The organism is Achromobacter sp. KK8, from assembly GCF_054188005.1.
Map to the genome: position 1 here is coordinate 4,842,608 of NZ_CM135178.1, position 20,813 is coordinate 4,863,420.

Consider the following 20,813-nt stretch of genomic DNA (forward strand, 5'->3'; position numbering starts at 1 on the left):
GCGGCGTTGGCCACGCCTGGCGACGGCATGTCGGCCTGGCGGGCGCCGCCGCATCCGGCCGGCGGCGCCCGCCCGCTGCCGCCTCGCGGCAATTCGACAAGCCGGCCAATCCAGCCGGATAAATAATAAAAACGAATGGATTTCAAAAATCCGGAATCAGCAGTTTTCGTGCCTGAAACATAATATCGAATGTATCAATTCCCGCCATTTTGATAATTCGGCCGGTATCCAAAACTCCAATAAAAACAAGGCGGTTGGTATCCATTCATATTGATTACCTCGATTTGGATGGTATCTCGGGGATAATTTTTTATTTTGCAAAAAAGCGGGTATAAATTGCGTCCTTTTTCTACGGGCCAGTCGAATCCATACAAAATATTTCCGCGCACGGAAACCGTATTTCCGCGGGCGGATACGCATGGATTCCACACGCTGGGCCGCGACAAAAAGGATCCCAGTCTTGACTTACCGCACGAACAAGTGGCTGACGGCCACGGTCGCATTGAGTACCTCCTGCTGCGGCGCCGCCATGGCCGCCGACCTGACGGTGAGGTCCGGCAATACCCAGGTGTTCGACGGCTCGGCCAGCCTGCCGGGCGGCATTGACGTCAACGGCGGCACGCTGGTGGTGGGCGGCAACGGCGGCGGCGCCGGCGTCACCCTTGCCGGCAACGTCAACGCCGCGTCGAACGGCACGGTGTCGGGCTTCGGCACGATCGACGGCAATCTCGACGTGACGGGCGCGCGCGTCGCGCCCGGGTACCCGGTCGGCACGCCGACCGGCGTGTCCAACGGCAACCTCGTCGTCAAGGGCGACCTGTCGATGAACAACGCCGTGTTCGATTTCGAGACCGGCTACGCGGGCCTGCCGATCACGCAACCCGGCACCGGCGACAACATCACGGTCGGCGGCAACGTCGCCCTGAACAACACCACGCTGAACGTGTCGGTCAACACCCTGGGCGTCAACGCCGGCTATTACCGCATCCTGTCGTACGGCGGCACATTGAGCGGCAACGGCCTGACGCTGGGCACGGTCAGCGGCGACTCGCTGCCGGCCGCGACCATCCAGTCGCTCACCGGCGACAAGCAGATCAACCTCATCCTGGGCCCCAGCACGACCAATCTGTGGAATGGCAACGGCGTGGCGTCGGCGACCCGCGCGGGCGGCGGCAACGGCACCTGGAGCGCCGCCAGCGCCAACTGGAACAGCCCGGCCAATGCCACCGGCGCGCTGCCCGACGGCGGCTACGCCATATTCGCGGGCGCGACCGGCACCGTCACGGTGGATGGCGGCGCCGGCCCCGTGCGCGTGTCCGGCATCCAGTTCGCCACCGACCGCTACACCCTGCAAGGCGCGCCCATCACCCTGGTCGGCAACGGCGGCAATCCGCCGGCCCTGGTGGTTGGCGACGGCACCTATGCCTCCGGCCAGTTCGTCGACACCATCCACAACCCGCTGCAAGGCACGCAAGGCTTCGTCAAGACCGGCCCGGGGTCGCTGATCCTGACCGCCGACAGCAGCGGCCTGAGCGGCCCCATCCTGATCGCCGACGGCGCCCTGGAAATCGACGGCAAGTTGAACGGCCCCGTCGACATCGGCCGCGAAGTCGTGCTGGCGGGCGTCGGCCAACTCGGCGCCACCACGCTCTACCCCACCGCCGTCATCGCGCCCGGCAATGACGGCTCGCCCATCGGCACGCTGACAATCAACGGCAACCTGACCTTCGGCGCGGACACGATCTATCGCGTGCACGCCGACCCGGCCAGCAGCGCGAGCGATCGCATCCACGTCACCGGCATCGCCAGCCTGGACGGGACCGTGGCGCACATCGGGCCGGCCGGCAACTATGCGCCGCGCGCCACCTACAACATCCTGACCGCCGACGGCGGCATCCAGGGTCGCTTCACGGGCGCCTCCAGCGCCTATGCCTTCCTTACGCCCACGCTCAGCTACGACACGAAAAACGCCTACATGACGCTGACGCGCAATGACGTCCCGATCGGCAGCATCGGCAATGGCGGCAACGAAAGCAGCGTGGGCGAAGCCCTCGACAAGGAAGACCCGCCCGTGGCCGGCACTGGCTCGTCGTCCAACGGCAACGGTTCGCCGTCCAACGGCAATGACGCGTCGCCGGGTGGCGGATCGGCCGTCATCGGCAGCGGCAACGCGTCGGTCCAGGGTTCCGGCGCGCGCCAGGTGACGACGGCGGTGCTGTCGATGACGGCGAACGAAGCGCGATCGGCCCTCAAGCTGCTCGCGGGTGAAGCCTACGCGAGCACAGCCTCGGTGCTGCAAGGCCAGGCGGACACCGTGCGCGCGCTGCCGCTGGAGCACCTGCGCGGCAACCTGGACGCGCCCATGCGCGCCGGCCTGCCCACCGCCCAGCTGGGCTCGCCTTCCGCCGACGCCCTGCCGCAAAGCGGCGCCTCGCCGCTCTGGGCCCAGGCCTTCGGCAACTGGAGCACGCTCGGCGGCGACGGCAACGCATCGAGCGTGAAGCAGTCGGCCGGCGGCTTCTTCGTCGGCGGCGACGGCGCGGTCGGCGGCGGCTGGCGCCTGGGCGGCGCGCTCGGCTACACGGGCAGCCACAGCTCGATCGCCGATGCCGCATCGCGCACCGACGTCGACAGCTACACCGCGACCCTGTTCGGCGGGCGCAACTTCGCGGCCGGCCCCGGCCACGTCCGCTTCATGGCGGGCGCGGCCTACACCTGGCACGACATCGACACCAAGCGCAACGTGGCCGCCGGCAGCCTGAACCAGCAGCTCAAGTCGTCGTATCGCGCCTCGTCGACCCAGGTGTTCACCGAACTCGGCTACCACCTGCCGCTCAATGACGCCTACGCCATCGAACCCTTTGCCGGCCTGGCCTGGAACCAGCTGCGCACGCGCGATTTCGAGGAATCGGGCGGCAGCGCCGCGCTGCGCGGCAAGGGCGGCTCGGACGACGTTACCAGCACCACGCTGGGAATGCGCGGCTCATGGCGCTTCGATTCGCACGGCGCGCCGGGCCGCCTGACCGCATCGCTGGGCTGGCGCCACGCCATGGGCGACGTGAAGCCGCGCCAGGAGCTGGCCTTCGACGGCGGCAGCACGTTCTCGGTGCGGGGCGTGCCGATCGCGCAGAACGCCGCCGTGGTCGGGCTGGGCGCCGAAATGGCCATCACGCGCAACACCACCGCGGGCGTTGCCTACGACGCGCAGTTCGGCGGCGGCAACCGGCAGCAGTCGGGCCTGTTCAAGCTGGCCATGCGCTTCTAGGCCAGCGCCGGCCAGGCCGCGGGCGTCGCGATCGTGACGTCCGCGGCACGCCGCGGCGCCGGGCGCGGGCAAACGGCGCCGCCATTGCGCTACAGTGCGGGGGTGCCGCGGGCATCCATGACTGCCGCGGCCTTGAATCCATGCATCCAGGAAAAGCACCGCAGTGAATGACTCCCCCACGCCGGACACCGACGTGTCCGAATACCGCAAGGAACAGACCGCCACGCTGTGGCGCGACGACGGCTGGACCGCGCGCATCATCAAGAACGAGGACGACGACGGCTGGGCCGTCGAGATGACCCTGGACGGGCAGGCCGAACCGGCGCTGGTGGGGCCCTGGACCATGGGCCGCGACAAGAAGAACCCCAAGCCGCTGGACGGCCCCGCATTCTCCACCCTGGTCAAGACCGCCAACGAAGTCCTGCGCCGCCACGAACAGCAGTTGCACGCCACGCTGCACAAGAGCGTAAAGATCGACGGCGCCAACGGCCGCCTGACGATCAAGCTGGACATCGTTCCGGACGAAGACGAGCCCTACGCCGTGCTCAGCGCCTACGATGAATCGGGCGACGAATTGGCCCGGATCCAGGTTGCGCCGACGTACAAGCTGAACGTGCGGCGCGCCCAGGAATGGGCCAGCGGCGGTTTTGGGCGGGACGGCTGACGCCGGGCCCCGCCACATGAAGGGCGCCGGGCGGCGCGAGCGCCCCCGGGCTCTCGCAAGCGCCGCTCAATGGCCGGTGCTGTCGCCCTGCCGGCTGGCCTCGAACAGGAACCAGGTACGCCGCTCGGTCTCGTCGATCCAGTTCTCGATCAGGCTGGAGCTGGCGATGTCGCGATGTTCGTCGGTAACGTTGTGGGCCTCGCGCAGCGTGGCCGCCAGGGTCTTGTTGTCTTCGCGCAGCTCGGCCAGCATGTCGAGCGGCTGCACGTAGTCGGCGTCGTTGTCGGCGATGCGCTGGCTGCGCGAGATATGGCCGATGGAACGCAGCGTGGTGCCGCCGATCTTGCGGATGCGCTCGGCGATCGGATCGGTCATGGCGAACAGTTGGTCGCCCTGTTCATCGAGCAGCAGATGGTAGTCGCGAAAATGCGGCCCGCTGACGTGCCAATGGAAATTCTTGGTCTTCAGGTACAGCGCGAACACGTCGGCCAGCACCTGGTTCAGCACCGCGGAGATGTCGCGGGTGGCGGCGGCGGCCAGGTCTGTGGGGGTCGCCAGCGGACGCTTGCGCAGCGTCTTTGCCGCCTTGGTGGTCTTCTCATTCAGTTTCTTGGCCATGAATCGCAGCTCCTGGAAATGATTCGGAAAACACGCGCGCGGCGCGATCGATCGCGCCGCCACACCCCAGGGTAATCCCGTACGGGCGCTTTGCCAATGGGACAAACGCAAACCGGCTGCTCGCCGTCGCACCGGGCCTGATAGTCGCCTTGATTCATTCATTTGAATGAATTAATCTGCGCATTCCGACCCAAACCAAGGAACACGCATGAACACCCCTCCCGCCCCGCTGTCGCTGGCGGAAAGAAACCGGCGCTGGAACCTGGCCCGCGACCTCATGCGGGCCGAAGGCCTGCAGGCGCTGGTCGTCTATGGCGACCGCGAAGCGGCCGCGCCCGCCGGTTTTTCGCCCGATTGCTACTTCAGCAACGACCGCCCCGGATCGCTGGTGGTCTTCATCGGCGACGAAGCGCCCAGGGTCTATACCTTCGCCTCGCTGATGATCGCCGACCACATCCAGTCGGCGCTGCGCGGCGACCTGCAATGGATCGCGCCGGAACAGCTGTACGTGGGCAAGACGGGCCGCGACGTCGGCGCCTGGCTGGCTGAACGCGGGCTGGACGGCAGCCGCGTCGGCATCATCGGGCTGGAACCCTATCCGCCCTTCTATTTCGACGGCGCCCTGCCCGCGCGCACCCTGCAGGGCCTGGCGCAGGCCTTGCCCAAGGCGGAACTCGTCCCCGTGTACAAAGCCTTCTTCCGGCTGGCATCGGTCAAGAGCGAGGAAGAACTCGGCCTGGTCCGCTACGCCGCCCATATCGGCGAGGCCATGAGCGAAACACTGCGCGCCACGGCCCGGCCGGGGGTCAGCGAAGCCGACCTGGTGGCCGCCGTCACCGCCACCTGCTTCGCCATGGGCGGCTACACCGCCGAAGTGCTGCTGGGAACCGGCCCGGAGTATGTCGGCTGGGGACCGCCCGCGTGGCAGTACCGGTCGCAGCGGCCCCGGCTGCTGCGCGAGGGCGACATCGTGCTGTCGGAGATCTTCGCGCTCTATGGCTTGATGGAAACGCAGCACCAGGCGGCGGTGGCGATCGGCGAGGTCCACCCGGACATCCATCGCTCCGCCGACGTCGCCCGCGCCTGCTATGAAAGCGGCCTGGCGGCGCTGCGCGTGGGCAATACGTTTGGCGATCTGGTCGACGCCATGGAGGCGCCTTTGCTGGAATCCGGCGGCTGGCACGTGCATCCCCTGGTCCACAGCATAAACCCCTACGGTCCGGTGGGCTTCGGCACCGCGCCGGGGATAGAATCCCTGCCCGAGGCCGCGCGCTATCCGCAACTGCGGCCCCTGCCGACCGTGGGCCGGGATCTTCCGCTGCAAGCCGGCATGTGCTTCGCGTTCGAGCCCAACTGCGGCTTCGGGCGCCATCTGGCCAACATCGGCGGCACGGTGATCGTGGGTGAAAATGGCGGCATCGCCCTGAACCGGAATTCGACCCGGCTGATGCTCGCCGACGGCTAGCCTTCGCCGCCAGGATCGCCGGCGCGGACCCAGGCCCTGCTATCCTGGCGCGCGGCCGGGGGGCCTTCCCCGTGCCGGCCCAGGCCGAAGACACGCGAAGCAAGAACGCACATGAGTACATCGACGACTGAATCCCCTGCCACCGAGCGCGCCGCCGACACGCGCGACCGGCTGCTGCGGGCCGGACTGGCCCTGTTCAGCCAGCTGGGCCTCGAAGGCGTGCGCACGCGCCAGCTGGCGCAGGCCGCCGGCGTCAACCAATCCGCCATTCCGTATCATTTCGGCGGCAAGGAAGGCGTCTATGCAGCCGTACTGGAGCAGACGGCGCAAGCCATCGCCGAACGGCTGGACTGGCCGGATGCCGCGCCCCGCACAGCAGCCGACGCGGCGCTGCAACTGGAAGCGATCATGCGCGGCTTCGCGGCCGCGTTGCTGGATTCCGAGGCGTCCGCCGCCCGCAGCCTGCTGCTGGCGCGCGAACAGCTGCAACCCACTCCCAAATTCGAAGCCATCCACGCCGTGCTGTTCATGCCCCTGCACGAAGCGGTGACGCGGCGCGTCGCCGTCATCCGGGGGGAAGCGCCCGACAGCCGCGGCTGCATCCTGCGCGCCCACGCCATTCTGGGACAGGCCATTGTCTTTGCCGTGGCGCGCGAAGCGCTGTTGCGGCGCCTGGGAACCGGCCGCCTGACCCGCGCCATGGTCGCCGAGATCGCCGCCATGGTCGGCGCCACGGCGGTGGCGGCCGCTCGCGACTAGTCCACGGCCGCGCCGGACCTGACCGCGAACACTTCGCCCTGGCCGGCAAACAACGCCACGCAAGCCTGGATGCGATCCGCGATGGAGCCCTGGGGCAGCGGCTGGGCCAGGCCCAGCGCCATCTGCCGCAATGGCTCGGCGATGGTCATGGCCAGCAGCAGGCCGGCCGTCTCGCGCGGCTGCCTGATGCGGATGAAACCCCGCGCGGCGAGCTTCTCGAACCACGCGGCCAGCATCGCGGTGCCGCGCTCGATGCCATTTTCCTGGTAGACCGCCAACAGCGCCGCGCGCGCCGGAAAGTCGGCGGTCAGCAATCGGAACATGCCGACGGCGTCGGCCGATAGGGCGCGATCGGCGATCGCCTGCAGCACCCGCGCCAGGGCCGGCAGCACATCGGCGGCGCTGCCGACATCCTGCGCCATCACCGGCTCGAATGTGTCGGTCCAGCCGCGCACCACTTGCGCCACCAGGTCCTCGCGATTGGCCGCGAAGCGGTAGACGGTTTTCTTGGCCATGCCGGCCCGCTTGGCCACCGCTTCCAGCGTGGCCGCGGCGTAGCCCTGGTTCAGCAATAGCCAGGTGGCGGCCTCCAGCGCGGCCGCGCGCAATTCGGCGTCGGGCCGGGCGGGACGGCCGCGCGGCCGCGGCGAGGGGGACGATGCCATGGTCGGGAGGAGCTCCTGTGAATGAAGTGCGATCTTACACGCTACGCTTATTTTGGAAACGAATAACGTTTCTTTATTGTAGAATCCGCCTTCCCCCCTCTCGGAGCCTACGCAATGACCTCCCCGCATCCCGACGCGGCGCACATCCGCGCCGACATGGACAGTCTGCTCGACCCCGCGCCGCTCAGGCTCGAGACCGGCATCACCCGTCTGCCCGGCGGCGGCCTGGTGGTGGCCGCGCGCACCGACCTGCACGGCTGCAAGGGCCGCATGTTCGACTGGTGGTTCAAATTCTTCCAGACCACCCAGCACATCAAGTGGTGGCATCCGCAGGACCACGTCGAGCACCGCGGCTGGGACAGCGCCTGGCGCCGGGGTGAAAACTACATCGGCGCCTCGATCCACGCGGTCGAGTCGCTGGCCGACCTGCCGCCGGTGGCGGCCAGGCTGAAGTTCCACGCGCCCGCAGAGGCCTTCGACGCCGAGCGCTTGCGCGCGGCGCAGGACAGCCAGGACGTGTCGGCGGCCGTCTATGCGCGCATTGGCTTTGGCGACCACGTCCAGCTCGACCCGGACGGCGATCCGATGGACGGCCAGATGATCCACCTGACGCGCGACACGCCGTTCGGCTGCGTGCTGCGCAGCCGTTTCTACCTGGGGCTGTCGGGCGAACGGCCGGAACAGGCGGTGCCGGACGCGCTGGGGCTGAACCTGCTGCGCCACTGTTATACGGAGTTCACCTTCCTGTCGCGCTTCCTGCCGTCGCTCTATTACGGCGAGCACGCCAACGGCGAGGCGGCGCCCCTGCCCTGGTAGCGCCGCCGCGCCCCGGGCGGGAGGGATCGCTGGCGCCGCCGAGCCGGCCCGGCGGAAGGAGTATGCTACGGCGCTTCACAACGGCCACACTCCCGTCACATCGCTATGCGCGGCAACCCCGACGCCCGGCAAGGCGCTATCGCCCTGCATGGGTTCTACTTCCTGTACTACGGCTTGCAGGGCGTCAGCATTCCCTTTCTTCCGCTGTGGTTCGCCGGCCGCGGACTCGATCCGGCGCTGATCGGCCTGATCGTGGCGACCTCGTTCCTGCCCAAGATCCTGTCCACCCCGGTGGTGGCGCACGTCGCCGACCAGCGCGGCGGCGCGCATGGCCTGATCTTCGCCGCGCTGGCCGCCTCGCTGGCGCTATTCATCTGCTATCCGTTCAGCCAGGCGCCCGCCTGGCTGTTCGGCGTCACGCTGTTGCTGAACGCCGTGTTCCCGGCGGTGCTACCCCTGCTGGACCGCATGGCGATCGCCAGCGGCCGCGGCCAGGGCAACTCCTACACCATCATCCGCGCCTGCGGCTCGCTCGGCTTCGCGTTGGTGACGGTGGCCGGCGGCTACCTCATCAAGACCTTCGGCGCCGACTGGGTGATGTGGCTGTCGATGCTGCTGATCGTGGCCTGCCTGGCCTGCGTGCGCCTGCTGCCCCGGGCGGCCCGTCCCGCCGCCGACGAGGCGCCCGCCGAGCGCGCGCGGCTGCCGATGCGCGAGATCCTGCGCGACCGGCCGCTGCTGCTGTGCATCGGCGCCGCCTCGCTGGTGCAGGCCAGCAACGGCTTCCTGTATTCGTATTCCACGCTCTACTGGACCGATCGCGGCCTGTCGACGGCGCTGATCTCGATGCTGTGGGCGGTGGGCGTGGCCAGCGAAGTGCTGTTTTTCTTCCTCGCGCCCAAGGTGCTGGCGCGGGTCGGCGCGCAGTGGCTGATCCTGGTTTCGGCCGCCATGACGGCGCTGCGCTGGGCCGGCCTGTCGGCCACCACCGACCCGGCCTGGATCGCCGCGCTGCAGCTGCTGCAATGCTTCACGCTGGCGGGCAACAACGCCGCCATCATGTGGTACATCGCGCGCCGCGTGCCGGCGGCCTGCAAGACCTCGGCCATTGCGCTGTACGCGCTGCTGTCGGGCGGCGTGTTCATGTTCGGCAGCATCCAGCTGGGCGGCGCGCTGTATCGCGCCTACGCGCCGGGCGGTTTCCTGGTGATGGCGCTGTGCGCGGCCTGCGCCATTCCGCTGGTGCTGGCGGCGGAAAAGCGCGCGCGGGCGGCCTGAGGCCGGGCCCGCGTCGGGCAGCCGCGCGGCGCGAGCCGCCCGGACCGCTCAGCCCGCCCGGCTGCCCTCCAGCGCCCGCGCCAGCGTCTCGAACACGCGCGGATCGCCGGACTGCGCGACGTTGAACCGCAGGCAGTCCCCGGCGCTCAGCGACACGCTGAAGGCGTTGCCCGGCGCCAGCACCACGCCTTCGCGCAGGCAGGCGCGCGCCACCGTCGCCGCGTCGACGCCGGCCGGCAGGCGGCACCACAGGAACATGCCGGCCTTGGGCGCGAGCCACGGCACGATGCCCAGGGCTGCCAGGCGCGCGGTGGTCCGTTCGCGTTCCTCGGCCAGCCGCTGGCGCACCCATTCCATGTGCTTGCGGTAGCCGCTGTCGGTCAGCGTGCGGAACACCACGTCGGCCGCCAGGCGCCCGCCACCGAAGGTGGTGGCGATCTTCAGGTCGGCCAGGCTGTCGATCCAGTCGGCCCGCGCCGCGATGAAGCCGCAGCGCAGCGAAGCCGACACCGTCTTGGAGAAACTGCCGATCTGGATCACGCGCGACAGGCCATCGAAGGCCGCCAGCCGTGGCGCGGGCGCGTTCTCGAAGTCGGCGAAGATGTCGTCTTCCACGATCACCAGCCCGGCGCCGTCGGCCGCCTTGAGCAAGCGGTGCGCCACCAGCGGCGACAGCGTCGCGCCGGTGGGGTTGTGGATGCCCGAGTTGGTGATGTACAGGCGCGGGGCATGCTCGCGCAGCGCCGCCTCGAAGCGCGCCACGTCAGGGCCTTGCGCCGTATAGGGCACGCTGACCACGCGGGCGCGGTGCGCCTTGAGCAAGGCATGGAAGTTGAAATAGCAGGGATCGTCCACCAGCACGGTATCGCCCGGCTCCAGCAGGAAGCGGCAGATCAGGTCGATGGCCTGGGTCCCGGACTCGGCCAGCATGACCTGTTCGGGCGTGGTCTCGATGCCGGCGGCGGCCAGGCGCCGCGACAGCACCTGGCGCAGGCCCGGATGGCCCAGGGGCGTGGCGTACTCGGTCAGCGCCAGGGAATCGGCCTTGGCCAGGGCGCGCAATGCGCGGCGGATGCCCGCCTCGTACATCCAGGCGCTCGGCAGCCAGCCGCAGCCGGGCCGCAGCGCGTCGGGCGCGGCCTCCAGCGACTGCCGCGACACCCACAGCGGATCGATCTCGCGGTCGAGCCGCGGGCCGATCTCGGTCAGCGCCAGCGGCGCCACCGGGCCGGCGACGTAAAAGCCCGAGCCGGGCCGCGACGTGATGCTGCCTTCCGCCGCCAGGCGTTCATACGCCTCGACCACCGTCGATACCGACACCCCCATGGCGCCCGCCTGCGCCCGCACCGACGGCAGGCGCGCGCCCGGCAGATAGGCGCGCGCCGCGATGCGCGAGCGCACCTGCGCCATGACCGCCTCGATCCGCGTGCCGCCTTGTTTCATGACTTCCCCTTCCACCGTACTGGACCGTATTGCATAACAGTTATTTTGAATTGTACTGGACTGTCTCTAGGGAAAACGGGCAGGAAATGCTTCACTGGCGTTTTGACCGGAGCGGTACATGGACAAGGCAACAAGCGGCTGGATCAATGGTTTCATCGGCGTGGCGATCTTCGCGGGCTCGCTGCCCGCGACGCGGGTGGCGGTAGCGGAACTGGACCCCATCTTCCTGACCTGCGCCCGCGCCGCCATTGCCGCCGTGCTGGGCTGGACCCTGCTGTGGCTGCTGCGCCAGCCGCGGCCTGGGCGCGCCCAATTGCCCGCGCTGGCCCTGACGGCGTTGGGCGTGGTGCTGGGCTTTCCGCTATTGACGGCGCTGGCGCTGCAGCACGTCACCTCGGCCCATTCAATCGTGTTCCTGGGGCTGCTGCCGCTGTCCACCGCCATTTTCGCGGTGCTGCGCGGCGGTGAACGCCCGCGGCCGGCGTTCTGGATGTTCTCGGTGGCGGGCGCGGCCTTCGTGGTCGGCTACGCCTTGATGGGCGGCCTGGCTGTTTCGCTCAAGGGCGACCTGCTGATGCTGGCGGCCATCGTGGTCTGCGGCATGGGCTACGCCGAAGGCGCCAAGCTGTCGCGCACGCTGGGCGGCTGGCAGGTCATCAGCTGGGCCCTGGTGCTGTCCTTGCCGGTGATGCTGCCGCTGGCGCTGTTCACCCTGCCGCCCTCCTTCGCCCATGTCAGCGCGGCCGGCTGGATCAGCCTGGCCTACGTGTCGCTGTTCAGCATGCTGATCGGCTTCGTGTTCTGGTACCGCGGGCTGGCCCAGGGCGGCATCGCCGCGGTGGGCCAGCTGCAGTTGTTCCAGCCGTTCATGGGCCTGGGCCTGGCGGCGCTGCTGCTGCACGAACAGGTCAGCTGGAGCATGTTGCTGGTGACGCTGGCCGCCGTGATCTGCGTGGCCGGAGCCAAGAAGCACGCGCGCTAGCCGCTGGCGCCGCCCCCGGCGGCCACGACTCGCCAGTGGCAGCCGCGCCCGCGGCCACTGCCGGCAAGACGCGGTCGGCGGAACCTGGGCGGCAGACAGGGGCGGCAGACACACTTGGCCAAAGAAAAAGGCGCCGGACAAAGCCGGCGCCTTTTGCATGGCGGCCGCAAGCGGCGCGCGTCCCCTCAGCAGCAGCCGATGCGCTTCTTGCCGCCGTAGCGGGCATCCTGGCGCTCGCGGAAGAACGCCTCGTAGCTCATCGGCTCCTGGTCGGGGTGGGTGCGCCGCATGTGCTCGACGTAGTTCTCGTAGTCGGGCACGCCGACCATCAAGCGCAGCGTCTGGCCGAGGTAGCGGCCGGCGGCGCCGGCCGCCGAGGTCATGTTGGAAAACAGCATGGCGGCGCCTCCCGGGCTCAGTCCGCGCCGGCGGCCGCGGCGGCCGGCAGGGTTTCGTAGGGCGTCTCGCGCGCGGTCGGCTGGTTCTCGGCGCGGGCGCGCATGACCGACCGGATGCCGAACAGCACCGTGCTGATCACCACGAACATGAAGATCGCGCACAGGCCGGCGTTGATGTAGTCGTTCATCACGACGCGCGACATTTCCGCCAGCGACTTGGCCGGCGCCAGCACCTTGCCTTCGGCGATGGCGGCGTTGTACTTGGCCGCGTGCGACAGGAAACTGACCTTGGGGTCGGCGTGGAACACCTTCTGCCAGCCTGCGGTCAGGGTGCACGCCAGCAGCCACAGCGTCGGCAGCACGGTGACCCAGGCGTAGCGGTCGCGCTTCATCTTGAACAGCACCACGGTGCCCAGCGTCAGCGCGATCGCGGCCAGCATCTGGTTGGCGATGCCGAACAGCGGCCACAGCGTGTTGATGCCGCCCAGCGGGTCGACCACGCCCTGGTACAGGAAATAGCCCCAGGCCGCCACGCACAGGCCGGTGGCGATCAGGTTGGCGGGCAGCGACTCGGTGCGCTTGAGCGACGGCGCGAAGGTGCCCAGCAGGTCCTGCAGCATGAAGCGGCCCGCGCGGGTGCCGGCGTCCACGGCCGTCAGGATGAACAGCGCCTCGAACAGGATGGCGAAGTGGTACCAGAACGCCATCATGCTGGGGCCGCCGATGGCCTGGTGCAGGATGTGCGCCATGCCCACGGCCAGCGTCGGCGCGCCGCCGGCGCGCGAGATGATGGTGCTTTCGCCGACGTCCTTGGCGGTCTGCACCAGGTCGGCCGGGGTGATCACGAAGCCCCAGCTGGACACCACCTGGGCGACCTGGTCGGGCGTGGTGCCGATGACGGCGGCCGGGCTGTTCATGGCGTAGTAGATGCCCGGCTCGATGACGCAGGCGGCCACCAGCGCCATGATGGCGACGAACGATTCCATCAGCATGCCGCCGTAACCGATGTAGCGGGCCTGGGTTTCGTTCTCGATCAGCTTGGGCGTGGTGCCCGAGGAGATCAGGGCATGGAAGCCCGACACCGCGCCGCAGGCGATGGTGATGAACAGGAACGGGAACAGGTTGCCCGACCACACCGGACCGGAGCCGTCCACGAACTGCGTCAGCGCCGGCATTTTCAGCTCGGGCGCGACCACCACGATGCCGATGGCCAGGCCGACGATGGTGCCGATCTTCAGGAAGGTCGACAGGTAGTCGCGCGGGGCCAGCAGCAGCCACACCGGCAGCACCGAGGCGATGAAACCGTAGATGATCAGGATCCAGGTCAGGCCCTTGCCGTCGAAGTCGAACATCGGGCCGATGACCGGATGCGCGGCCACGTCCTGGCCGAAGGTGATTGCCGCCATCAGGCCGACGAAGCCGATGATGGAGACCTCGCCGATCTTGCCCGGACGGATGTAGCGCAGGTACACGCCCATGAAGAGCGCGATGGGAATGGTGGCGGCCACCGTGAAGGTGCCCCACGGCGAGTGCGTCAGCGCCTTGACCACGATCAGCGCCAGCACCGCCAGGATGATGACCATGATCATGAAGGCGCCGAACAGCGCGATCACGCCCGGGACCTTGCCCAGCTCGGACTTGACCAGGTCGCCCAGCGAACGGCCGTCGCGGCGCGTCGAGATGAACAGGATGGTGAAATCCTGCACGGCGCCGGCGAACACCACGCCGGCCAGGATCCACAGCATGCCCGGCAGGTAGCCCATCTGCGCGGCCAGCACGGGGCCGACCAGCGGGCCGGCGCCGGCGATGGCGGCGAAGTGGTGGCCGAACAGCACGTGCTTGTTGGTCGGAACGTAGTCCAGGCCGTCGTTGTACTTCCAGGCCGGCGTCATGCGCGTCGGGTCAAGGCTGAACACCTTGTTGGCGATGAAGCGGCTGTAATAGCGGTATGCGATCAAGTACACGCAGACGGCGGCGATCACCACCCATAGCGCGTTGATGGTCTCACCCCTGGCCAGCGCCACGGTGCCGAGCGCGAACGCGCCCAATACCGCAACCGCCAGCCAGACCAGGTGCTGACCCAGTCCCTTACTGCTGGTATGCATAAGTGCTCCTCTTGCCTCCCGCCATGCTTTTGGCGTGCAACGCTTTTTTCGTCCCGCGGGTGGGCAGACTCGTTGTTGTAGGGTGGCGGACGCAGGCGTCCGCGCGGCGTCCGGTCGACGCGGGCGTTAGTATTTCGGTTTGGCCTGGCCGCAACAAGCGCGAAACTACGCAAGCCCTCTACGTATTACTACCGAATGCGCCGCAGCATATTTGCCGCCGCGATCGTAAAATCGACCGCAAACCCGCATGAGTTGCGTGGCCCCATTCTCTTGATGCACCGCAACACGCGCAATCCGCGCTGATACAAATCCCCTGATGAAGCTGCGTCTGAAAATCCTGCTGCTGGCCGCCGTCCCCCTGCTGGTGGCGCTGGCGGCCATTGCCGTGGCCGTCTACGTGCAGGGCCTGCAACTGGCGCAGCGCGAAAAAGAGGTGGTGGAAAGCGCCTGGCTGGGCAGCAAGGAAAGCGAGCTGCGCCACTATGTCAGCCTGGCCTACAGCGCCATCGCCCCGCTGCAGGACGCCAGCGACGGCGACGCCGCCCGCGAGCGCGCGCTGGCGCTGCTGGCGCAGATGGAATTCGGCCACGACGGCTATTTCTTCGTCTACGACCTGCAAGGGCGGAACCTGATGCACCCGCGCCAGCCCGAACTGGTCGGCCGCGACCTCTGGAACCTGCGCGACACCCACGGCCAGCCGGTGATCCAGAACCTGCTGACGGCCGCCCGCCGCGGCGGCAGCCAGGGCGAGGCGGTGCACTACCAGTGGGAAAAGCCCTCGACCCACCAGATGGTGGAAAAGCTCGGCTACGTGGTGGTGCTGGAACGCTGGGGCTGGATGCTGGGCACCGGCATCTACCTGGACGACGTCGAACAGACCCTGGCGCACATCGACGCCGCCGCCCAGTCCAACATCCGCAACATGTTCGCCTGGGTCGCCGGCATCGCCGCCGTCTCGATCCTGGGCGTGGCCGCCTGCGGCCTGGCGCTCAATATCAGCGACCACCGTCAGTCCGACGCCAAGCTGCGGCTGATGGCGCAGCAGCTGGTGCGGTCGCAGGAAGACGAACGCGCCCGCCTGTCGCGCGAGCTGCACGATGGCATCAGCCAGGTGCTGGTGTCGATCAAGCTGGCGCTGGAAGCCGCGCGCGAACGGGTACGCCAGGCCCTGGGGGCCGAGCCGCGCGCGCTGGCGCACATCGACACGCCATTGGGCAGCGCGCTCGATCGCCTCAATACCGCGGTGGGCGAAGTGCGGCGCATCTCGCACAACCTGCGCCCGACCCTGCTGGATGACCTGGGCCTGCCGGCCGCGCTGGAGCACCTGGGCCGGGAATTCGCCGGCGCCAGCCAGGATGGCGCGGCGCCCCTGACGGTGCGGCTGGCCACGCAGGGCCGCCCCGTCAAGCTGCCCGACGCCTACGCCACCGCCCTGTTCCGCGTTACCCAGGAGGCCCTGACCAACGTCGTGCGCCACGCCGGCGCCCGCCGCGCCGACCTGACGCTGGCATACACCGAACGCGACCTGCGCCTGACCATCCATGACGACGGCCGCGGCTTCGACTACGCCGAAGTGCAGCAGGATCCGCGCCGCGGCATCGGCCTGCGCAACATGCGCGAACGCATGACCGCGCTGTCCGGCAGCCTCAGTTTCCATACCTCCGACCAGGGCACCACCCTGCAGGCCTGGCTGCCCTTGCCGCCGCCCACCCCCGACGTTTCCAGACCCGCATGACCGACCCTGGCTCCCCCATCCGACTGCTGCTGATCGACGACCACCCGCTGGTGCGCGACGGCCTGCGCCTGCGCCTTGAGACCGTGCCGCACCTGCAAGTGGTGGGCGAAGCCGGCAACGCCGCCGCCGCCCTGGCCTTCCTGCAGGCCTGCCTGGCGGAGGACCCGCTGGGCGGCACCCTGCCGCAATTGGTGCTGATGGACCTGAACATGCCGGGCGTGGGCGGGCTGGAACTGACCGCGCAACTGCATGAACGCTATCCGCAGATCGCGGTGCTGGTGCTGTCGATGCACGACAACGCCGAATACATGGTGCAGGCGGTGCGCGCCGGTGCCCGCGGCTACCTGCTCAAGGACGAGCCGGCCCAGGAGATCCTGGCGGCCATCGACGCTGTCATGACCGGCCGCACCTACTTCAGCGCCGCCGTGTCGCTGCGCCTGTCGCAGGCCAGCGCGCCGGCCACCCTGCTGACCCAGCGCGAGCGCGACGTGCTGCGCCACATCGCCAGCGGCCACGCCAACAAGCAGATCGCCCAGGCGCTGGGCCTGTCGGTGCGCACCGTCGAAACCCATCGCCTGAACATCAAGCGCAAGCTGGGCATCGACGGCCAGGCCGAACTGATCAAGTACGCGGTCGAGAACCGCGGCGTATAACCCCTCCATCCGTCGGGTTTCCGGCTGCGAAGCCGGCCCGCGCTGGAGTAGACTTGCGTGTTCATCGCCATCGCCGGCGCGCAGCCCCCAGGAGTTCCCATGTCATTGGAAAGTCACTACACCGCCATTCTCGAAGCACTGGGGGAAGACCCATCCCGCGAAGGCCTCGCGGACACGCCGGCGCGCGCGGCCAAGGCCATGCGCCACCTGTGCCGCGGCTACAACCAGAACCTGGAAGAGATCGTCAACGGCGCCCTGTTCACCTCCGACACGCGCGAGATCGTGCTGGTCAAGAACATCGAGCTGTATTCGCTCTGTGAGCACCACATGCTGCCCTTCATCGGCAAGGCGCATGTGGCCTACCTGCCCAACGGCAAGGTGCTGGGCCTGTCCAAGGTGGCGCGCATCGTCGAGATGTACGCCCGCCGCCTGCAGATCCAGGAAAACCTCAGCCGCCAGGTGGCCGAGGCGGTGCAGTCCGTCACCGGCGCCGCCGGCGTGGCCGTGGTCATCGAAGCCCAGCACATGTGCATGATGATGCGCGGCGTCGAAAAGCAGAATTCGTCCATGGTCACGTCGGTGATGCTGGGCGAATTCCACGACAACCCGTCGACCCGCGCCGAGTTCCTCAGCCTGATCCGCTGAAGCGCGCCTGGCGCCGCCCGGGAATGGCCGGCCCCTCCGGGGCCGGCTTTTTTGTCGGCGCGCGAAGCAAGCGCTAGCGCGGTTCGTTCCGCACGACCATCCAGATGCCGCACGCCGACACGGCCGTGCCCACCAGCATCAGCCAGGACAGCGGCTCGCCGAACATGGCCCAGGCCCACACCAGGGTAACCGCCGGGCTCAGGTACAGCACGCTGGCGACACGGGTGGGAGACGAGCGCCGCAGGCAGATCCAATACAGGCCGTAGCCGCCCAGCGTCGACAGCGCCGCTGTCCACAGCACGCTGAGCGCGAACCCGGCGCTGGCAACCGGCAGCAGGCTGCCTTCCCTGCCCGCCAGCGCGGCGAAGGCCACCGCCGAAATCGCGCATTGCACCCACAGATTGGACAGCAGCCCCATGGACGCGGGGGAATCGGCCTGCTTCTGCCACAGGGTGGCCAGCGCCAGCGACAGCATGCCCAGCAACGGCAGGCCGTAGGTCCATAGCGGCGTCCCGCCCCAGGCCAGGGCATCGCGCGTGACCAGGATCACGCCCAGCAATCCCAGCAGCAAGCCCAGCCAGGCGCGCCTGTTCAGGCGCTGGCCGAGCAGCCCGGCTCCCAGCAGCGCCGTGCCGATCGGCAAGAGGTCGGCGATCAGCGCGGCCAACCCCGCCGGCACGCCGTATTCGATACCCTTGGCGACGCCCGCCAGGTAGCCGGCCATCGCCAGCAGGCCGATGCCGGCGTGGCGCAACAGCAGCGCCGCCGGCGTGCGCCGCAACGGACCCGCCACCCAGGGCAACAGCGCCAGCGCGACCAACACGCAGCGCCAGAACACGACCAGGAAGGCCGAGCCGTGGTCGATGGAAAAGCGCGTGCCGACGAACCCCGAGCTCCAGGTCACGACCAACGCGGCCTCCAGCGCCAACAGCGGCACGGCGGCCGGGGCGGTCCGCCGAACCGCGATTGGCGCGGAGGCGGCGTTGCAGGCATCCCCGCGGGGCATGGCAAGGTGGGGCATCGATGGTTTTCTCATGACCTTGACCTTAAGGCCAGGCCATAATCAAATAAATCAAAATATATTTGCCGCCTCGTTCACAAAATCGAAATCATGAACCAATCACTGGATATCGACCTGCTGCGCACGTTCCATGCCGTGGCCCGGCTGGGACAATTCCGCGCCGCGGCCGAGCACGTCCACCGCAGTCCGGCGGCGGTCAGCGTCCACATCCAGCGGCTGGAGGCCGTGGTCGGCGGCCGGCTGCTGGAGCGCGACAACCAGTCGGTGACGCTGACGCCCCTGGGCCAGCGCGTACTGGGCGGCACGGCCGAGCTGCTGCGCGTGCACGACCGGGTACTGGGCGGCATCCAGGGGACGGCGCTTGCCGGGCGTATCAAGCTGGGCCTGCCCGACGAGTACGCGGCCCACGTCATCCGCGACATCCTGCCACTGTTCGCCGCGGACTGGCCGGGCGTCGTGCTGGAAGTGACGACGGCGCCCAGCCTGGCGCTGCGCGACCAGGTCGGCCGCGGTCGCCTGCATCTGGCGCTGGCGGCGCAAGCGATGGCCCGGCGGCCGGACCCGCATTCACTGGCCTGGACCACGCCGGTGTGGGCGGGAAGCGCCAGGCTGGGGACGCCATTGCCCGATCCCCTGCCCTTGGCCCTGCACGCGGCGCACTGCCCCTACCGGGAGGCAATGACCACCAGCCTGGATCGCGCGGGCCTGGCCTGGCGGACGGTCTTGAGCAGTCCGTCGAGCCAGGCGGTCGAAGCCTGCGTCGAGTCGGGCCTGGCCGTCAGCCTGATCGATCGCTCGCGGGTGACAAGCGCCATGCGGGTGCTGGACACGCTGCCGGCCATTGCCGCGCATGAGATCGTTCTGCTGCGCGCGGCCTCGGCGCAAACCGCCCCGGCCACCGACCTGCTGGAACAGACCCTGCGGCGGCATTTCAGGCTCTAGCGCGACGAGCGGGATCGCCGGCCACGGCGAGACCTGCCGGCAAGGGTCCGCCCGGCTCGCACCCTTTTCCGCCCGCTCTCCCCCGAAAGACGTAGGACGCCCGGGCCGCCGCCCCAAGGCGGGGCAGCCCCCTTGGCTCCTATCGAATACGGCATCTGGCCCTAGCGCTGTGGCCCCATCCGGGCAAACTGGCACCACAGGCCGCACCGGCACAAGCCGGTCGCGTCGGGGCGCGGCCCATTCTCTCCCGGAGATCACCATGAACGCGTTATACCGCCTCATCCGCCGCGGCATCCTGGCCGGCCTGGCCGCCACCCTGCTGGCCGCGCCCGCCCACGCCCAGACCCGCCTGACCGTGGGCTACCAGCTCATCGTCGGCCCCTTCCTGACCGCCATCGCCGACGGCAGCTTCGATGCCGCCCTGAAAGACGCCGGCTACCAGGTCGACTGGCGCCAGTTCACCTCCGGCGGCGACATTTCCACCGCGCTGGCCTCGGGCAACGTGCCGGTCGGCGTGCTCGGTTCCACCGGCATCACCTCGGCCGCCACCCGCGGCGTCGACCTGCAACTGTTCTGGATCCTGGACAACATCGGCAAGTCGGAAGCGCTGGTGGCGCGCAACGGCTCGGGCATCAACGGCACCGCCGACCTGAAGGGCAAGCGCGTCGCCACGCCGTTCGTGTCGACCTCGCACTTCCACCTGCTGGTGGGGCTGGAACAGGTCTGGAAGATCAACCCGCGCGACGTGCGCATCCTGAACATGCAGCCGCCGCAGATCGTGGCCGCCTGGCAGCGCGGCGACATCGACGCCGCCTACGTCTGGCCGCCCGCGTTGACCGAGATCGAGAAGACGGGCAAGGTCATCGCCGACTCCGAAGCCATCGGCCACGCCAGCGTGCCGACCTTCGACGGCCTGGTGGTCGACCGCGCCTGGGCCGCCAAGAACCCCAAGTTCATGGCCGCCTTCACCGCCGTGCTGGCCAAGTCGTACGCCGCCTATCGCGCCAACCCCGCCGCCTGGACCGCCGACTCGGCGCAGGTCAAGAGCATCGTCAAGCTGATCGGCGGCAAGCCCGACGACGTCGCCACCGCGCTCAAGCTGCTGACCTTCCCCACCGCCCAGGAACAGGCCTCGCCCGAATGGCTGGGCGGCGGCAAGGAATCGGGCGCGGCGCGCGCCTTCGCCGCCAGCGCGAAATTCCTGAAGGACCAGAAGCAGATCGACAAGGCGCTGGCCGACTACAGCGCCCACGTCACCGACCAATACGCCAAAGCGGCCGCCAAATAGCCGCGGCCACGCGCCGGACGCGCGCCGCAAGCCGCGTCCGGTCCCGGCGCCCCCGCCTGGCCCGCGGGCGC

The 20,813-nt window shown here is 69.0% G+C and carries 19 protein-coding genes; 12 read left to right on the forward strand and 7 right to left on the reverse strand.

Annotation, left to right across the window (positions count from 1 at the left end):
- Positions 1-142: 142 nt before the first annotated feature.
- The gene (locus ACVN9Z_RS22455) at positions 143-265 is read right to left on the reverse strand and encodes a hypothetical protein (protein WP_257791609.1); all 123 of its coding nucleotides are present in this window, start codon (positions 263-265) and stop codon (positions 143-145) included.
- Positions 266-460: 195 nt separating this feature from the next.
- On the opposite strand from ACVN9Z_RS22455, the gene ACVN9Z_RS22460 reads away from it, so the two are divergent.
- Together ACVN9Z_RS22460 and ACVN9Z_RS22465 are read left to right on the forward strand one after the other, a co-directional pair.
- A complete protein-coding gene (locus ACVN9Z_RS22460) occupies positions 461-3,265 on the forward strand; it encodes an autotransporter domain-containing protein (RefSeq protein ID WP_458212650.1) in 2,805 nt (934 codons plus the stop codon).
- Between the two features lie 163 nt (positions 3,266-3,428).
- On the forward strand, positions 3,429-3,929 hold the full coding sequence (locus tag ACVN9Z_RS22465) for a hypothetical protein (protein ID WP_006387192.1): 501 nt from the start codon (positions 3,429-3,431) through the stop codon (positions 3,927-3,929).
- Between the two features lie 66 nt (positions 3,930-3,995).
- Here ACVN9Z_RS22465 and ACVN9Z_RS22470 read toward each other — a convergent pair whose 3' ends face one another.
- Positions 3,996-4,547, reverse strand: coding sequence for a Dps family protein (locus ACVN9Z_RS22470; RefSeq protein WP_006387193.1), 552 nt, complete (start codon positions 4,545-4,547; stop codon positions 3,996-3,998).
- A 208-nt stretch (positions 4,548-4,755) separates the two neighbouring features.
- On the opposite strand from ACVN9Z_RS22470, the gene ACVN9Z_RS22475 reads away from it, so the two are divergent.
- Together ACVN9Z_RS22475 and ACVN9Z_RS22480 are read left to right on the forward strand one after the other, a co-directional pair.
- The gene (locus ACVN9Z_RS22475) at positions 4,756-6,012 is read left to right on the forward strand and encodes a M24 family metallopeptidase (protein ID WP_458212651.1); all 1,257 of its coding nucleotides are present in this window, start codon (positions 4,756-4,758) and stop codon (positions 6,010-6,012) included.
- Between the two features lie 111 nt (positions 6,013-6,123).
- The gene (locus ACVN9Z_RS22480) at positions 6,124-6,771 is read left to right on the forward strand and encodes a CerR family C-terminal domain-containing protein (RefSeq protein ID WP_006387195.1); all 648 of its coding nucleotides are present in this window, start codon (positions 6,124-6,126) and stop codon (positions 6,769-6,771) included.
- Here the strand turns inward: ACVN9Z_RS22480 and ACVN9Z_RS22485 are convergent.
- The gene (locus tag ACVN9Z_RS22485; protein WP_020927882.1) at positions 6,768-7,436 is read right to left on the reverse strand and encodes a TetR/AcrR family transcriptional regulator; all 669 of its coding nucleotides are present in this window, start codon (positions 7,434-7,436) and stop codon (positions 6,768-6,770) included. The two genes, ACVN9Z_RS22480 and ACVN9Z_RS22485, sit on opposite strands and share 4 nt — an antisense overlap.
- 114 nt (positions 7,437-7,550) lie before the next feature.
- Here ACVN9Z_RS22485 and ACVN9Z_RS22490 point away from each other — a divergent pair, with 114 nt between their 5' ends.
- Positions 7,551-8,252 carry a DAPG hydrolase family protein gene (locus ACVN9Z_RS22490; RefSeq protein WP_024069005.1) on the forward strand — a complete coding sequence of 234 codons (702 nt, stop codon included), beginning with the start codon at positions 7,551-7,553 and terminating at the stop codon, positions 8,250-8,252.
- A 105-nt stretch (positions 8,253-8,357) separates the two neighbouring features.
- On the forward strand, positions 8,358-9,530 hold the full coding sequence (locus ACVN9Z_RS22495) for an MFS transporter (protein WP_054484055.1): 1,173 nt from the start codon (positions 8,358-8,360) through the stop codon (positions 9,528-9,530).
- Between the two features lie 48 nt (positions 9,531-9,578).
- On the opposite strand, the gene ACVN9Z_RS22500 is transcribed toward ACVN9Z_RS22495, so the two are convergent.
- On the reverse strand, positions 9,579-10,973 hold the full coding sequence (locus tag ACVN9Z_RS22500; protein WP_006387199.1) for an aminotransferase-like domain-containing protein: 1,395 nt from the start codon (positions 10,971-10,973) through the stop codon (positions 9,579-9,581).
- 118 nt (positions 10,974-11,091) lie between these two features.
- Between ACVN9Z_RS22500 and ACVN9Z_RS22505 the strand changes: the two genes are divergently transcribed.
- Positions 11,092-11,955: a DMT family transporter gene (locus ACVN9Z_RS22505; RefSeq protein WP_006387200.1), complete on the forward strand. Its 864-nt coding sequence runs from the start codon at positions 11,092-11,094 to the stop codon at positions 11,953-11,955.
- A 185-nt stretch (positions 11,956-12,140) separates the two neighbouring features.
- On the opposite strand, the gene ACVN9Z_RS22510 is transcribed toward ACVN9Z_RS22505, so the two are convergent.
- A complete protein-coding gene (locus ACVN9Z_RS22510; protein WP_006387201.1) occupies positions 12,141-12,353 on the reverse strand; it encodes a YbdD/YjiX family protein in 213 nt (70 codons plus the stop codon).
- A gap of 17 nt (positions 12,354-12,370) precedes the next feature.
- Positions 12,371-14,458, reverse strand: a complete 2,088-nt coding sequence (locus ACVN9Z_RS22515) for a carbon starvation CstA family protein (RefSeq protein ID WP_020927887.1) — start codon at positions 14,456-14,458, stop codon at positions 12,371-12,373.
- Between the two features lie 316 nt (positions 14,459-14,774).
- On the opposite strand from ACVN9Z_RS22515, the gene ACVN9Z_RS22520 reads away from it, so the two are divergent.
- The 3 genes from ACVN9Z_RS22520 (at position 14,775) to folE (ending at position 17,491) form a co-directional block, all read left to right on the forward strand.
- A complete protein-coding gene (locus tag ACVN9Z_RS22520; protein WP_024069007.1) occupies positions 14,775-16,193 on the forward strand; it encodes a cache domain-containing protein in 1,419 nt (472 codons plus the stop codon).
- Positions 16,190-16,846 carry a response regulator gene (locus ACVN9Z_RS22525; protein ID WP_006387204.1) on the forward strand — a complete coding sequence of 219 codons (657 nt, stop codon included), beginning with the start codon at positions 16,190-16,192 and terminating at the stop codon, positions 16,844-16,846. The genes ACVN9Z_RS22520 and ACVN9Z_RS22525 overlap by 4 nt, the downstream gene beginning before the upstream one ends.
- A 99-nt stretch (positions 16,847-16,945) precedes the next feature.
- Entirely contained in the window at positions 16,946-17,491 is a 546-nt protein-coding gene (folE, locus tag ACVN9Z_RS22530) for a GTP cyclohydrolase I FolE (protein WP_026383761.1), read from the forward strand.
- Between the two features lie 73 nt (positions 17,492-17,564).
- On the opposite strand, the gene ACVN9Z_RS22535 is transcribed toward folE, so the two are convergent.
- A complete protein-coding gene (locus tag ACVN9Z_RS22535; protein ID WP_232254227.1) occupies positions 17,565-18,512 on the reverse strand; it encodes a DMT family transporter in 948 nt (315 codons plus the stop codon).
- A 90-nt stretch (positions 18,513-18,602) separates the two neighbouring features.
- On the opposite strand from ACVN9Z_RS22535, the gene ACVN9Z_RS22540 reads away from it, so the two are divergent.
- Both ACVN9Z_RS22540 and tauA read left to right on the forward strand, forming a co-directional pair.
- The gene (locus ACVN9Z_RS22540; RefSeq protein WP_026383763.1) at positions 18,603-19,454 is read left to right on the forward strand and encodes a LysR family transcriptional regulator; all 852 of its coding nucleotides are present in this window, start codon (positions 18,603-18,605) and stop codon (positions 19,452-19,454) included.
- Positions 19,455-19,713: 259 nt separating this feature from the next.
- The gene (gene tauA / locus ACVN9Z_RS22545) at positions 19,714-20,742 is read left to right on the forward strand and encodes a taurine ABC transporter substrate-binding protein (RefSeq protein WP_006387208.1); all 1,029 of its coding nucleotides are present in this window, start codon (positions 19,714-19,716) and stop codon (positions 20,740-20,742) included.
- The last annotated feature ends 71 nt before the right edge of the window (positions 20,743-20,813 follow it).